This window comes from Pseudomonas sp. SWRI92, assembly GCF_014268685.1.
Taxonomy (GTDB): domain Bacteria; phylum Pseudomonadota; class Gammaproteobacteria; order Pseudomonadales; family Pseudomonadaceae; genus Aquipseudomonas; species Aquipseudomonas marvdashtae.
The window spans coordinates 159,719-173,171 of record NZ_JABWQY010000010.1; the positions used below are offsets into that span (position 1 = coordinate 159,719).

Below are 13,453 nucleotides of genomic sequence, written 5' to 3' on the forward strand. Positions count from 1 at the left end.
ATAGGCTGGCCCGACCGGCATGACAGCCGTCGCCGCAGAACAGCCGTTGGGCACTACGCTGCGGGGTCGGTATGCTAGCATATGCCCCCCGCAAACACCCATTCCTGCGACGTGAAGCGTTCTCAGGATGACCATGAATTGTTCGAGAGTTCTGTCGATGACCAATCCTGCCGTGATAGATGAGCTGAAGACCCTGGTTGAGCCTGGCAAGGTCTTGACCGACGCCGACTCGCTGAATGCCTACGGCAAGGATTGGACCAAGCATTACGCACCCGCACCGACCGCCATTGTCTTTCCCAAGACCACCGAGCAGGTCCAGGCCATCGTGCGCTGGGCCAATACGCACAAGGTCGCGCTGGTCCCCTCGGGGGGGCGTACAGGGCTTTCCGCCGCAGCCGTGGCGGCGAACGGTGAAGTCGTGGTGTCTTTCGACTACATGAACCAGATTCTCGACGTGAACCTGACTGACCGCACTGCCGTGTGCCAGCCGGGCGTGGTCACCGAGCAATTGCAGAACAAGGCCGAGGAACACGGCCTGTACTACCCGGTCGACTTCGCTTCGGCGGGCTCCAGCCAGATTGGCGGCAATATCGGCACCAATGCCGGCGGGATCAAGGTCATTCGCTACGGCATGACCCGTAACTGGGTCGCGGGCATGAAGGTCGTCACCGGCAAGGGCGACCTGCTGGAACTGAACAAGGATTTGATCAAGAACGCCACCGGCTACGACTTGCGGCAGCTGTTCATCGGCGCCGAGGGCACGCTGGGCTTCGTCGTCGAAGCCACCATGCGCCTGGACCGGGCTCCGAAAAACCTCACTGCCATGGTTCTCGGGACGCCGGACTTCGACTCGATCATGCCCGTGCTGCATGCCTTCCAGGGCAAGCTCGATCTCACCGCGTTCGAATTTTTTTCCGACAAGGCCCTGGCCAAGGTGCTCGGTCGTGGCGACGTGCCCGCGCCGTTCGAAACCGACTGCCCGTTCTATGCCCTGCTGGAATTCGAAGCGACCACCGAAGAAGTCGCCAACCATGCGCTGGAAACCTTCGAACACTGCGTCGAGCAGGGTTGGGTGCTGGACGGCGTGATGAGCCAGAGCGAAACCCAATTGCAGAACCTGTGGAAACTGCGCGAGTACATCTCCGAAACCATCTCCCACTGGACGCCGTACAAGAACGACATCTCGGTCACGGTTTCCAAGGTCCCTGGCTTCCTGCGGGAAATCGACGCGATCGTCGGCGAACATTACCCGGATTTCGAAATCGTCTGGTTCGGCCACATCGGCGACGGCAACCTGCACCTGAACATCCTCAAGCCGGAAAACCTGAGCAAGGACGAGTTCTTCGCCAAGTGCGCGACCGTGAACAAATGGGTCTTCGAAACCGTGGAGAAGTACAACGGCTCGATCTCCGCCGAACATGGCGTGGGCATGACCAAGCGCGACTATCTGACGTACAGTCGTTCTGCGGTTGAAATCGACTACATGAAAGCGGTAAAGGCCGTGTTCGACCCTAACGGCATCATGAATCCGGGCAAGATTTTCGCGATTTGACCCATAAACACCTGATGACAATTCGAAAAGGCAGGAGTCGGTAATGAGCTATCAGCACCAGTATCTCGACGGTACGCGTATTCATTTCCCGCTGGGCAAGGTGGTGTGCATCGGCCGCAACTATGCCGAACACGCCAAGGAATTGGACAACCCGGTGCCCACCGAGCCCTTGCTGTTCATCAAGCCAGGCAGTTGCGTGGTGCCACTGGAAGGTGGTTTCAAGATCCCGACCGATCGCGGCTCGGTGCACTACGAGGCGGAAATCGCCGTGCTGATCGGCAAGCCGCTGTCCACCAAACCCAGCGTCGAAGAAGTGCTGGACGCTATCTCAGGCTTCGCCCCGGCCTTGGACCTGACCCTGCGCGACAAGCAGGCCGAGCTCAAGGGCAAAGGCCTGCCGTGGGAAGTCGCCAAGTCCTTCGACGGCGCGGCAGTGATCGCCCCCTTTGTCTCGAAGGACGCGTTTGCTGACCTGACCGACATCCCCGTGCGTTTGACCATCAACGGTGAAGTACGCCAGGACGGCAACAGCAGCCTGATGCTCAACCCTATCGTGCCGATGATTCAATACATGGCCGGCTGCTTCTCGCTGCAGGCCGGCGACGTGATTCTCACCGGTACTCCGGCGGGCGTCGGACCACTGAACGTGGGCGATGAGCTGGTGCTGGAGTTGCCGGGCGCGAGCCGTTTCGAGAGCAGCGTTCGTTAATCGCAACGATCGTTCCCGCGCTCCGTGTCCAATAGCAGGACGCGGAGCGCTCGTTGACGCACTCCTATGCAGAACACGGGAACATCGGTGCCGTAGCGTTTACCGTTTTTTCACATGCCATCCGGATAATTCCGGGGAATGCGGCATCTGAGCCCAGCCATTCCCCAAGCACGAATTATCTGGAACGCATTCCTGATGGCCAAGTCCCAAGCCCTGCCCAGCCCCAAACCCACCCGCCGCTTTCGCTTCGTCCTGCCTTGGTATGCCTGGTCGCTGCTGGCCGTGGTCGCCGCTTATGGCTTGGCGTTCGCCATGCATTGGGATGACCGCGGCCTGCTCTGGGTGTCCGAGCGCTTCGAGAGTCCGGCGCAGCGCCAGGAAAGCATCTGGTTGCCGGACTACCGCGCCGTGATCGACGCCAAACCGTTGCCGGGCATGGAGAAGGACGAAGCCTCCGATGTGACCTACAACCGGCAAACCAAGACCTTGTTTGCCGTCATGGGCAAGAACCCGTTCCTGGTGGAATTGAGCCTGCAAGGCGAAATGCTGCGCAAGATGCCCTTGGTGGGCTGGAGTAATCCAGAAGGCGTGTCGTATATGGAAAACGGCCTGCTGGCCATCACTGATGAGCGAAAACATACCCTGTCGCTCGTCCAGGTCGATGCCAATACGCAAACGCTGGACTACAAGGATTTCCCCCAGTACGACCTGGGCGCGTCTGATAATCAGAACAAAGGGTTCGAGGCGATCGCCTGGGATCCTCGCAACCAGCAATTGGTGCTGGGCGAAGAGCGTCCACCGGCGCTGTTCACTTGGAAAAGCGACGGCAGTCCACTGCTCAAGGGCGACAAACAGATCCATGTCAGCCATGAACTGGACCTGCGCAACCTTTCGGCCCTGGCTGTCGACCCGCGCACGGGCCACATGTTGCTGCTCTCTGCCGACTCCCATTTGCTGCTGGAGCTGGATGAGGAAGGTGAACAGGTCAGTTTCATGACGTTGCTGGGCGGCTTCAACGGGCTGAAAAACACGGTCCCCCGCGCGGAAGGCGTTACCGTCGATGAGGCCGGCAACATCTATATGGTGAGCGAGCCGAACCTGTTCTATCGTTTCGAAAAATCACGCTGATAGCGGTCCTGTAGGGCAATTCCTCCATCGTTGTAGGATGTGGCAGTCGGCCATTAAGCTTCAGTTCAGGCAGTCGTGGTATTTCCAACCACCTGTTCCTATCGAGCTCATCTCTCATGCGTCGACTCGCCCGTCCCAAGTTCCTGATTCCGCTGCTGATGATCGTGTTGATTACGCTGATCGCAGCGGGCCAGTACCTGCGTTTGTTCGAGCGCGCCTGGTTCAACCTGAACACCTTTTGGCATCCGCTCAATGAACAAGCGATCTCGTTGGATCAATACCAGGTCACGCTTGAGGCACAGGTAATCGAGGGGTTGGACGACGACGTTTCCGCGCTGACGTTCGATCCGATCCGCAAGAGCCTGTTCACCGTCACCAACAAGAATGCCGAGCTGATCGAGCTGTCACTGGATGGCAAGATATTGCGGCGCATCGCCCTGGTCGGGTTCGGCGATCCGGAAGCAGTGGAATTCATCAGCGAGAACATTTACGTCATCACCGACGAGCGCCAACAGCGGCTGATCAAGATTCACCTGGAGGAAGACACCCGGTTCCTCGACGCAGCCGATGCCGAGCAAATGACGCTTGGCGTGCACATGAGCGGCAACAAGGGTTTCGAAGGCCTGGCTTACGATTCGGTGGGCAAACGGCTATTCGTGGCCAAGGAGCGCGATCCGATGCTGATTTACGAAGTGCACGGTTTTCCTCACCACAATCCAGAGAAGTCCTACGCAGTCCACGTCATCAACAATCCCAAGCGCGATGCCGGATTATTTGTGCGCGACCTATCCAGCCTGCAATACGACGAGCGCAGCGGCCATTTGCTGGCACTGTCCGATGAGTCGCGGTTGATTATCGAACTGGATATCGACGGCCGGCCGTTGAGCACGCTGTCGTTGAGCAAGGGGCGCCACGGCCTGCAGAAAACCATCCCCCAGGCCGAGGGCCTGGCGATGGACGACGACGGCAATTTGTACGTGGTGAGTGAGCCGAACCTGTTCTACGTATTCAAGAAACCGCAGCTCGACTGACAGGAAAAAGATCCCCTCACCACAACTGTGCCCGTCACTCCATCGAATCAAGCCTTGAGGGTCTTCACCCCTTCACTGGTCCCCAGTAGCAGCACATCTGCCGGGCGCGCAGCGAACAAACCATTGGTGACCACGCCGACGATGGCGTTGATCTGGCGCTCCAGTTCTACTGGATGGGTGATTTGCAAATTGTGCACATCCAGGATGATGTTGCCGTTATCGGTCAACACACCTTCGCGATACACCGGATCTCCGCCCAGTTTCACCAACTCGCGGGCAACGTGGCTGCGGGCCATGGGGATGACTTCCACCGGCAATGGGAACGCGCCGAGCACCGGCACCAGTTTGCTGGCGTCGGCGATGCAGATGAACGTCTTGGCCACCGCCGCAACGATTTTCTCGCGGGTCAGGGCTGCGCCGCCGCCCTTGATCAGGTTCAGATGCTCGTCGCTTTCGTCGGCGCCATCGATGTAGAACTCCAGGTCGCTCACCGTGTTGAGCTCATACACAGGAATCCCGTGGCCCTTCAGCCGCGCGGCGGTGGCTTCGGAGCTGGCGACCGCGCCGTCGAACGCACCTTTGTGCTGCGCCAGCGCGTCGATGAAGCAATTGGCCGTGGAGCCGGTGCCGACCCCGACGATGCTCTTGTCATCCAGCTTCGGGAGGATGAGGTCGACGGCGGCCTGGGCCACGGCCTGTTTGAGTTGATCCTGGGTCATGCGGGCTCCGAAAGCGGGCAATGAGTATAAAGGGGCGCGAGTATAACCCAACAAAACCTCGGGATTCGTGTGGTCGCCTGGCCAAAAGCCGGGTTAGACTCCTTGGCCCTGCCCAACCCGCCCAGTGATGCTTTCCGATGCTTGAACAGTACGTCAAAAAGATCCTCACCTCGCGCGTTTATGACGTTGCCGTAGAAACCCCGCTGCAGACCGCCCGCCAGCTCTCCGAGCGGCTGGGCAACGATATCTGGCTCAAGCGCGAAGACTTGCAGCCGGTGTTCTCGTTCAAGATTCGCGGGGCCTACAACAAGCTGACCCAGCTCAGCGATGAAGAACGCGCACGCGGCGTGGTCACCGCGTCGGCGGGCAACCATGCCCAAGGCCTGGCACTGGCGGCCAAGGTCTTGGGGGTCAAGGCCACCATTGTCATGCCCAAGACCACCCCGGAAATCAAGGTCGAGGGCGTGCGTTCCCGTGGCGGCAAAGTGGTGTTGCATGGTGACTCGTTCCCGGAAGCCCTGGCGTACTCGTTGAAGCTGGTCGACGAAAAAGGCTACGTCTACATCCACCCCTATGACGACCCTCACACCATTGCCGGGCAGGGCACGGTGGCGATGGAGATCCTGCGCCAGCATCCCGGACGCCTGGATGCGATTTTCGTCCCGGTGGGCGGTGGCGGGCTGATTGCCGGGATCGCGGCCTACGTGAAATACCTGCGGCCCGAGATCAAGATCATTGGCGTCGAGCCGGACGACTCCAATTGCCTGCAGGCGGCCATGGCCGCGGGCGAGCGCGTGGTACTGCCGACGGTGGGCCTGTTCGCCGACGGCGTTGCCGTGGCGCAGATCGGCCAACACACCTTTGAAATCTGCAAGCACTACGTGGACGAAGTGATCACCGTCAGCACCGACGAGATCTGCGCGGCCATCAAGGATATCTACGACGATACCCGCTCGATCACCGAACCCGCCGGCGCCTTGGGCGTGGCCGGGATCAAAAAATATGTCGAGTCGCGGGGCGTGAGCGGCCAGACCCTGGTGGCCATCGATTCGGGCGCCAACGTCAACTTCGACCGCCTGCGCCACGTCGCCGAGCGCGCCGAGCTGGGTGAAGGCCGCGAAGCGATCATCGCCGTGACCATTCCCGAGAAGCCGGGCAGCTTCAAGGCGTTCTGCGAAGCCATCGGCAAGCGCCAGATCACCGAATTCAACTACCGCTACAACACCGGCAGCGAAGCGCACATTTTCGTTGGCGTGCAGACGCACCCGGAAAACGACCCGCGCAGCGCGCTGATCGCCAGCCTGACCGAGCAAGGCTTCCCGGTGCTGGACCTGACCGACAACGAACTGGCCAAGCTGCACATCCGCCACATGGTCGGAGGCCACGCGGCCCATGTCATCGACGAGGTGGTGCTGCGCTTCGAATTCCCGGAACGCCCGGGGGCGCTGTTCAACTTCCTCAATAAATTGGGCGGGCGCTGGAACATCTCCATGTTCCACTACCGCAACCATGGCGCGGCGGACGGCCGCGTGGTCGCCGGGTTGCAAGTGCCTCACGAGGAACGCCACCTGGTGCCGGCAGCCCTGGAAGAAATCGGTTACCCGTATTGGGATGAAAGCGATAACCCTGCGTATCAGCTGTTTCTTGGCTGAAGGGCTACGCTCAAGGACATCGGTCTAAGGAAAAACCCATGGAAACGCTGCTGACCCTGAAAATCCTGCACGTCGCGGCCACGGTCGTGCTGCTGGCCTGTGGCATTAGCCTTGCCGTCGTGGCCTGGCGCAAACGCAGCGAGGGCCCGGCCTATACGCTGCGGCGGCCCTGGCTATTCGCCTGGTGCCTGATGCTGCTCGGCATGCTGAGCATGCCGTTTACCGGATGGTGGCTGGTTCATCTGGTGGGCTGGCCGCTGGGGCAAACCTGGCTGCTGGGTTCAAGTGTGATTTATACCGTGGCGGCGCTCAGCGCCATTTGGCTGCTGGCGCGGCTCAACCGCCTGCGCATGGGCGGCGCCGGTAGCAGCAGGTTCACCCTGGCCTTGGCAATTATCGGTGGTGTTGGCTTCGTGTCCATTGCTGCGTTGATGGGCGCCAAGCCGATTTAACTGACAGGGACTGTCATGAAGATTCTTTTGGTGGGTGGCAGCGGGTTTATCGGCGGCCACCTGCTGCGAGCGCTGCACGGCGCCGGCCATTCGATCATCGCAACCCGGCGTGAACCCGAGGCTTCGAGCTGGCCCGGGGTCGAATGGCGGCAGCTGGATCTAGGCTTGCTAGCGGCCGACCCTGCCCATTTTGCATTCCCCGACGACATCGACCTTCTGATCAACGCCGCCGGCCTGCTAAGCGTCGACACCCTGGCGTTGAGCCTGGTCCAGGACCGCGGCGCTCGGGCGCTGTTCGACCAGGCCGCAGGCCGAGGCGTACGGGTCCTGCAGATTTCCGCGCTGGGCGCGAGCGTCCAATCCGACGTGCCGTTCCTGGCCAGCAAAGGCCTGGCCGACGAGTATCTGTCCGGGCTGAGCGGCCCATCGGTCATCCTGCGGCCTTCGTTGGTAACAGGGCCGGGTGGCACCAGCAGCGACTGGCTGGCGGGCCTTTCGCCGTGGCCGTTGATTCCCTTGCTGGATCTGAAGGCGCGCCTCCAACCCGTGCACATCGACGACCTGGCGGGCGCGGTGCTCGCCCTGCTGCGGCAATGGCCGAGCGAATCCGTAGTGTTGCCGCTGGTGGGGCCCGAGCCCATGACCCTGGCACAACTCATTGATCATCTGCGAGCCGCGCAGGGTTGGGCGCCGGCGCGCTACCTCAAGGCACCTGCGCTGTTGGTCCAGGTTGGCAGCCGGTTGGGGGATCGGTTCGGCTGGCGGGCCTTGAACGGCCAAAGCGTGGCTCTGGCGCAACGGGACAATCTGGCCGACCCAGGCGTACTCGCGTCGGTCTGCGGTTATTACGCGGCCCCCGTGCAGACTCGCTTGCAGCGATGGCCAACAGTTGCCCAAAGCAGCCTGCGGGCCTTGCGTCCACTGATGCTGGCGGTCCTGGCCCTGATCTGGCTGGGGACCGCCGTGGTGTGCCTCGGCCCGGGTTACGATTGGGGCTTGCGCATCATGGCCGAAGCTGGCGTACACGGCGCCTGGGCGAAGCTTGCGGTGGTCAGCGGCGCCCTGTGTGACGGCGCGCTGGGCGTGGGCATGCTGCTCAAGCGCTGGCGTCGCCAGGCCTTGCTGCTGCAGTTGAGTCTGATGGTGGGCTATACGCTGTGCATCAGTTTCATCCTGCCGCACTATTGGTTCGACCCTTATGCGGCTGTTGCCAAGAATCTGGTGTTGATCGTCGCAACTTTATGGCTGCTTTGGACTGAGCCCCGCCGATGAGTATGTATCTGCTGCTGAAGACGCTGCATATCCTGTCCTCCACCGTTCTGTTCGGCCTGGGCGCGGGCTCGGCCTACTATGCGCTCCGGGCCTGGCGCAGCGGCAAGGTCGAAGTCATTGCCGTCACCTTCAAGCATCTGGTCTTCGCCGACTGGGCGTTCACCGCCACTACCGCAGTATTTCAACCGCTGAGCGGGTTGGGCCTGATGCATTTGGCGGGCTGGCCGCTGCAGCAGAGCTGGTTGATGTGGAGCATCGGTCTCTATTGCCTGGCGGGCGTTTGCTGGCTCCCGGTGGTCTGGTTGCAGATCCGCGTACACAAGATGGCTGAACAAGCCTTGCGGGACGGCACGCCCATCCCGATGAAAGCCACGACCTACATGCGCTGGTGGTTTGCGCTGGGTTGGCCGGCGTTCCTGGCGTTCATGGCAATTTTCTACTTGATGGTGGCCAAACCGACATAAAACCCGGCCCACCGGAGACATCTGCCCGGTGGACCGCGGCAACGATCAGCCGCGCAGGCTGATCACCGGCCAACCCCGTCGCTCGGCCTCGGACCGAAGATTCGGATCCGGGTCCACAGCCACCGGATGCGTCACCGCCTCCAAGAGCGGCAAGTCGTTCATTGAGTCGCTATAGAAGTAGCTGTCGTCGAGCGAATATCCGGTTTCTTCCAGCCAACGGTTCAACCGTGTCACCTTGCCCTCGCGAAAGCATGGGATGTCGGTGCTGCGCCCGCTGTAACGTCCGTCGATCATCTCGCACTCGGTGGCGATCAGCGTTTCGACCCCCAGTCGTTCGGCAATCGGCGCGGTGACGAAGCGGTTGGTGGCGGTGATGATCACCAATTTGTCACCGGCGTCGCGGTGTTTTTTCAACAGTTCGATGGCTTGGGGCAGCACAATCGGCTCGATGCAATCGCGCATATAGTCCAGATGCCACTGTGCCAGCACTTCCATCTCGGTACGGCCAAGGATTTCCAGGCAGAAATTCAGGTACGCGGCGTTGTCGAGCTTGCCGGCCAGGTAATCCTGGTAGAACTCGTCGTTGCGCGCCTTGTACGTGACGGCATCGAGGAAGCCGCGTTCGCACAGGTAATCGCCCCAGGCGTGATCGCTGTCGCCGCCCAGCAGCGTGTTGTCCAAGTCGAATAAAGCCAGCCGCATTGCAGTTACTCGCTGAAAATTCTGAAGAAAGGCGCTCAGAATACGGACTTTTCACAAGAGTGCACATAAGGTAGGAAGGCTCGTTGCTGCTTTCACAACCTTTGTGGAACAATGCGGCGACATGCGTTTGCGAGGTTGTTGCCGTGATCGATCCCGATGGTTTCCGTCCCAATGTGGGGATCATTCTTACGAATGATGCTGGGCAGGTGCTATGGGCACGCCGTATCAATCAAGACGCCTGGCAGTTTCCCCAGGGTGGGATCAATCCTCAGGAGACGCCGGAAGAGGCTTTATACCGCGAGTTGAATGAAGAAGTGGGGCTTGAGCGAGAGGATGTCGAAATACTCGCCTGCACCCGAGGCTGGTTGCGCTATCGTTTGCCGCAACGCCTGGTCAGGACACACAGCCAACCGCTGTGCATCGGCCAGAAGCAGAAATGGTTTCTCCTGCGCCTGATCTCCAATGAGCAGCGGGTGCGGATGGATTTGACCGGTAAACCGGAGTTCGATGGCTGGCGCTGGGTCAGCTATTGGTACCCGTTGGGCCAGGTGGTGACATTCAAGCGCGAAGTGTATCGACGCGCCCTAAAAGAGCTTGCCCCGCGCCTGCTGACGCGCGACTGACGACGGAGTTCGACCCCGAGCCATGCTCAATACGCTGCGCAAGATCGTCCAGGAAGTTAACTCCGCCAAGGATCTCAAGGCGGCGTTGGGCATTATTGTATTGCGCGTCAAAGAGGCCATGGGCAGCCAGGTCTGCTCGGTCTATCTGCTTGATCCCGAGACCAACCGCTTTGTGCTGATGGCCACCGAAGGCTTGAACAAGCGCTCCATTGGCAAGGTCAGCATGGCCCCTAACGAAGGCCTGGTCGGCCTGGTCGGCACGCGTGAAGAACCCCTGAACCTGGAAAACGCCGCGGATCACCCGCGCTACCGCTACTTCGCCGAAACTGGCGAAGAACGCTACGCATCGTTCCTCGGCGCGCCGATCATCCACCACCGCCGTGTCGTCGGCGTGTTGGTCATCCAGCAGAAGGAACGCCGCCAGTTCGACGAGGGTGAAGAAGCCTTCCTCGTCACCATGAGCGCGCAACTGGCCGGGGTAATCGCCCACGCAGAAGCCACCGGTTCGATCAGCGGCCTGGGTCGCCAGGGCAAGGGCATTCAGGAAGCCAAGTTCGTCGGCGTCCCAGGCTCCCCGGGCGCGGCGGTGGGCACCGCGCTGGTCATGCTGCCGCCCGCCGACCTCGACGTGGTGCCAGACAAGACCATCTCCGACATCCCGGCCGAGCTGGGCTTGTTCAAGACCGCCATCGAAGGCGTGCGCGCCGACATGCGCGCCCTGTCGGCCAAGCTGGCGACGCAGCTGCGCCCTGAAGAGCGCGCGCTGTTCGACGTCTACCTGATGATGCTCGACGACGCGTCCCTGGGCAGCGAAGTGACCACGGTCATCAAGACCGGCCAATGGGCCCAGGGCGCGTTGCGCCAAGTGGTGACCGACCACGTCAACCGTTTCGAATTGATGGACGACGCCTACCTGCGCGAGCGCGCCTCGGACGTCAAGGACCTCGGCCGCCGCTTGCTCGCGTATTTGCAGCAAGAGCGCCAACAGACGCTGGTCTATCCCGACAACACCATCCTGGTCAGCGAAGAGCTGACCCCGGCCATGCTCGGCGAAGTGCCTGAAGGCAAGCTGGCGGGGTTGGTCTCGGTATTGGGTTCGGGCAACTCCCACGTGGCGATCCTCGCCCGGGCCATGGGCATTCCCACGGTGATGGGCGTGGTGGACCTGCCGTATTCCAAGGTCGACGGCATCCAGATGATCGTCGACGGCTACCACGGCGAGGTCTACACCAACCCCAGCGACGTGCTGCGCAAGCAGTTTGCCGATGTGGTGGAAGAAGAGAAGCAACTCTCCCTGGGCCTGGATGCGCTGCGGGACCTGCCTTGCATCACACTCGATGGCCACCGCATGCCGCTGTGGGTCAACACCGGCCTGCTGGCCGATGTGGCCCGGGCGCAGAAGCGTGGTGCCGAGGGCGTGGGCCTGTACCGCACCGAAGTACCGTTCATGATCAACCAGCGCTTCCCCAGCGAAAAGGAACAGCTGGCGATCTACCGCGAGCAATTGTCCGCGTTCCATCCGCAGCCGGTGACCATGCGCAGCTTGGACATCGGCGGCGACAAATCCCTGTCCTATTTCCCGATCAAGGAAGACAACCCCTTCCTCGGCTGGCGCGGGATCCGCGTGACGCTCGACCATCCGGAAATCTTCCTGGTCCAGGCGCGCGCCATGCTCAAGGCCAGTGAAGGCCTGAACAACCTGCGTATCCTGTTGCCGATGATCTCTGGCACCCATGAGCTGGAAGAGGCCCTGCACCTGATCCACCGGGCCTGGGGCGAAGTACGCGACGAAGGCACCGACGTACCGATGCCGCCAGTCGGCGTCATGATCGAGATCCCGGCAGCGGTGTACCAGACCAAGGAATTGGCGCGGCAGGTGGACTTCCTGTCCGTCGGCTCCAACGACCTGACCCAATATCTGCTGGCGGTGGACCGTAACAACCCACGGGTAGCGGACTTGTATGACTACCTGCACCCGGCCGTGCTGCAGGCTCTACAGAACGTCGTGCGCGACGCCCACGCCGAAGGCAAGCCGGTGAGTATCTGCGGCGAAATGGCCGGTGACCCGGCGGCAGCGGTGCTGCTGATGGCGATGGGCTTCGACAGCCTGTCGATGAACGCCACCAACCTGCCGAAAGTGAAATGGATGCTGCGCCAGATCAACCTCAGCAAGGCCCAGGAACTGCTGGCAGAGCTGATGACCATCGATAACCCGCAAGTGATTCATAGCTCCCTGCAGTTGGCGCTGAAGAACCTCGGGTTGGCGCGGATGATCAATCCGGCTTCGAACAAGACCCTATAGTTCGGGGAGCATTCAGAGGTGCAGCTCCACCTCCCCCAAATGCCCCCCATGCGGCCCGAAACTGCGCTCCACCAAATGCCGCGTCCCATCGGCATGAACAATCAACGCCGTGCTCGCCCGCGTCCCGTAGGCCGGGCTGGCAATGAACACACTCGACAGCAGCATCTCCGTCGCCAATCCCACCCCGGTGTCCGGTAGTTCGGCCATGGGCGCGGGCTGTGGATCATTCAGCAGTGCCAGCAGCGCCTGGGGTTGCGGATCGTCCAGCACCTCGACCAGCGCCGCCCTGGCCTTGAGCAATTTCGGCCAGGGCGTGTTCAGCCCAGCGTTAGACAGGCCATAAACCCCCTCAGCCAGCTGTTGTGGCCGGGTATCCCGGGCGTTGTAGTGCCACAGTTCGGCGCCATCGCCGAGCAGCAGGTTGAAGCCACCGTACTCGCCGGCACGAGGCACGACTTCGCTCAAATAATCGGCAATCGAAAGACTTCCGGTCAGGAACCGCGCCACCAGTTCGCCGCGCGACTTGAATGCCGGCAGTTGGCCCGGGTCGCGGATGTTGGTCAGAGCGGCAAAGCGCCCCTGCGCGCCGACTCCGAGCCAGGTGCCGCCAGCCTCCAAGTCACGCCCGGCATATACGTGGGGTGCGTCGGGCCATTGGGCCAGGGGCTGGGTCGGACGGGCATAGAACTCGTCGCGATTGGCCGCCACGATCAGCGGCTGGGAGTGGCCGGGGCGCCAGGCAAATACGATCAGGCACATCAGGTTGTCCTGTTTATTAATGAAGCTGAACGACACTGCTCTTGTGGCGATTATTCGCATCCCCACCACTCTACCCATACATTACTGA

General features: G+C 61.3%; 13 protein-coding genes. 10 read left to right on the plus strand and 3 right to left on the minus strand.

Annotated features, from left to right (window positions below; translation table 11 throughout):
- Nucleotides 1–157 precede the first annotated feature (157 nt).
- The 4 genes from HU762_RS17100 (at nt 158) to HU762_RS17115 (ending at nt 4,420) form a co-directional block, all read left to right on the plus strand.
- The gene (locus HU762_RS17100; protein ID WP_186638994.1) at nt 158–1,552 is read left to right on the plus strand and encodes an FAD-binding oxidoreductase; all 1,395 of its coding nucleotides are present in this window, start codon (nt 158–160) and stop codon (nt 1,550–1,552) included.
- Between the two features lie 43 nt (nt 1,553–1,595).
- The gene (locus HU762_RS17105) at nt 1,596–2,261 is read left to right on the plus strand and encodes a fumarylacetoacetate hydrolase family protein (protein WP_186612536.1); all 666 of its coding nucleotides are present in this window, start codon (nt 1,596–1,598) and stop codon (nt 2,259–2,261) included.
- Nucleotides 2,262–2,456: 195 nt separating this feature from the next.
- Nucleotides 2,457–3,389 (plus strand): SdiA-regulated domain-containing protein, encoded by a 933-nt coding sequence (locus HU762_RS17110; protein ID WP_186638996.1) that lies wholly within the window; start codon nt 2,457–2,459, stop codon nt 3,387–3,389.
- Nucleotides 3,390–3,505: 116 nt separating this feature from the next.
- Complete coding sequence (locus tag HU762_RS17115) at nt 3,506–4,420, plus strand: SdiA-regulated domain-containing protein (protein WP_186638998.1); 915 nt, start codon at nt 3,506–3,508, stop codon at nt 4,418–4,420.
- A 47-nt stretch (nt 4,421–4,467) separates the two neighbouring features.
- Here HU762_RS17115 and rpiA read toward each other — a convergent pair whose 3' ends face one another.
- Entirely contained in the window at nt 4,468–5,139 is a 672-nt protein-coding gene (rpiA, locus tag HU762_RS17120; protein ID WP_186639000.1) for a ribose-5-phosphate isomerase RpiA, read from the minus strand.
- Nucleotides 5,140–5,276: 137 nt separating this feature from the next.
- On the opposite strand from rpiA, the gene ilvA reads away from it, so the two are divergent.
- Genes ilvA through HU762_RS17140 form a run of 4 tightly spaced genes read left to right on the plus strand, consistent with a single transcriptional unit; the run spans nt 5,277 to nt 8,979 of the window.
- Nucleotides 5,277–6,791: a threonine ammonia-lyase, biosynthetic gene (ilvA, locus tag HU762_RS17125; protein ID WP_186639002.1), complete on the plus strand. Its 1,515-nt coding sequence runs from the start codon at nt 5,277–5,279 to the stop codon at nt 6,789–6,791.
- A gap of 38 nt (nt 6,792–6,829) precedes the next feature.
- Nucleotides 6,830–7,243, plus strand: a complete 414-nt coding sequence (locus tag HU762_RS17130) for a DUF2269 family protein (protein WP_186639004.1) — start codon at nt 6,830–6,832, stop codon at nt 7,241–7,243.
- Between the two features lie 15 nt (nt 7,244–7,258).
- Nucleotides 7,259–8,515 carry an SDR family oxidoreductase gene (locus HU762_RS17135; protein ID WP_186639006.1) on the plus strand — a complete coding sequence of 419 codons (1,257 nt, stop codon included), beginning with the start codon at nt 7,259–7,261 and terminating at the stop codon, nt 8,513–8,515.
- On the plus strand, nt 8,512–8,979 hold the full coding sequence (locus tag HU762_RS17140; protein WP_186639008.1) for a DUF2269 domain-containing protein: 468 nt from the start codon (nt 8,512–8,514) through the stop codon (nt 8,977–8,979). Before HU762_RS17135 ends, HU762_RS17140 begins: the two co-directional genes overlap by 4 nt.
- 45 nt (nt 8,980–9,024) lie before the next feature.
- Here the strand turns inward: HU762_RS17140 and HU762_RS17145 are convergent, their stop codons facing one another.
- Nucleotides 9,025–9,681, minus strand: coding sequence for an HAD family hydrolase (locus tag HU762_RS17145; RefSeq protein ID WP_186639009.1), 657 nt, complete (start codon nt 9,679–9,681; stop codon nt 9,025–9,027).
- Nucleotides 9,682–9,824: 143 nt separating this feature from the next.
- Here HU762_RS17145 and HU762_RS17150 point away from each other — a divergent pair, with 143 nt between their 5' ends.
- The gene (locus tag HU762_RS17150; protein WP_003186867.1) at nt 9,825–10,304 is read left to right on the plus strand and encodes an RNA pyrophosphohydrolase; all 480 of its coding nucleotides are present in this window, start codon (nt 9,825–9,827) and stop codon (nt 10,302–10,304) included.
- Nucleotides 10,305–10,326: 22 nt separating this feature from the next.
- Nucleotides 10,327–12,606, plus strand: a complete 2,280-nt coding sequence (gene ptsP / locus HU762_RS17155; RefSeq protein WP_186612522.1) for a phosphoenolpyruvate--protein phosphotransferase — start codon at nt 10,327–10,329, stop codon at nt 12,604–12,606.
- A 12-nt stretch (nt 12,607–12,618) separates the two neighbouring features.
- On the opposite strand, the gene HU762_RS17160 is transcribed toward ptsP, so the two are convergent.
- Nucleotides 12,619–13,365 (minus strand): NRDE family protein, encoded by a 747-nt coding sequence (locus HU762_RS17160; protein ID WP_186639011.1) that lies wholly within the window; start codon nt 13,363–13,365, stop codon nt 12,619–12,621.
- Nucleotides 13,366–13,453: the final 88 nt, after the last annotated feature.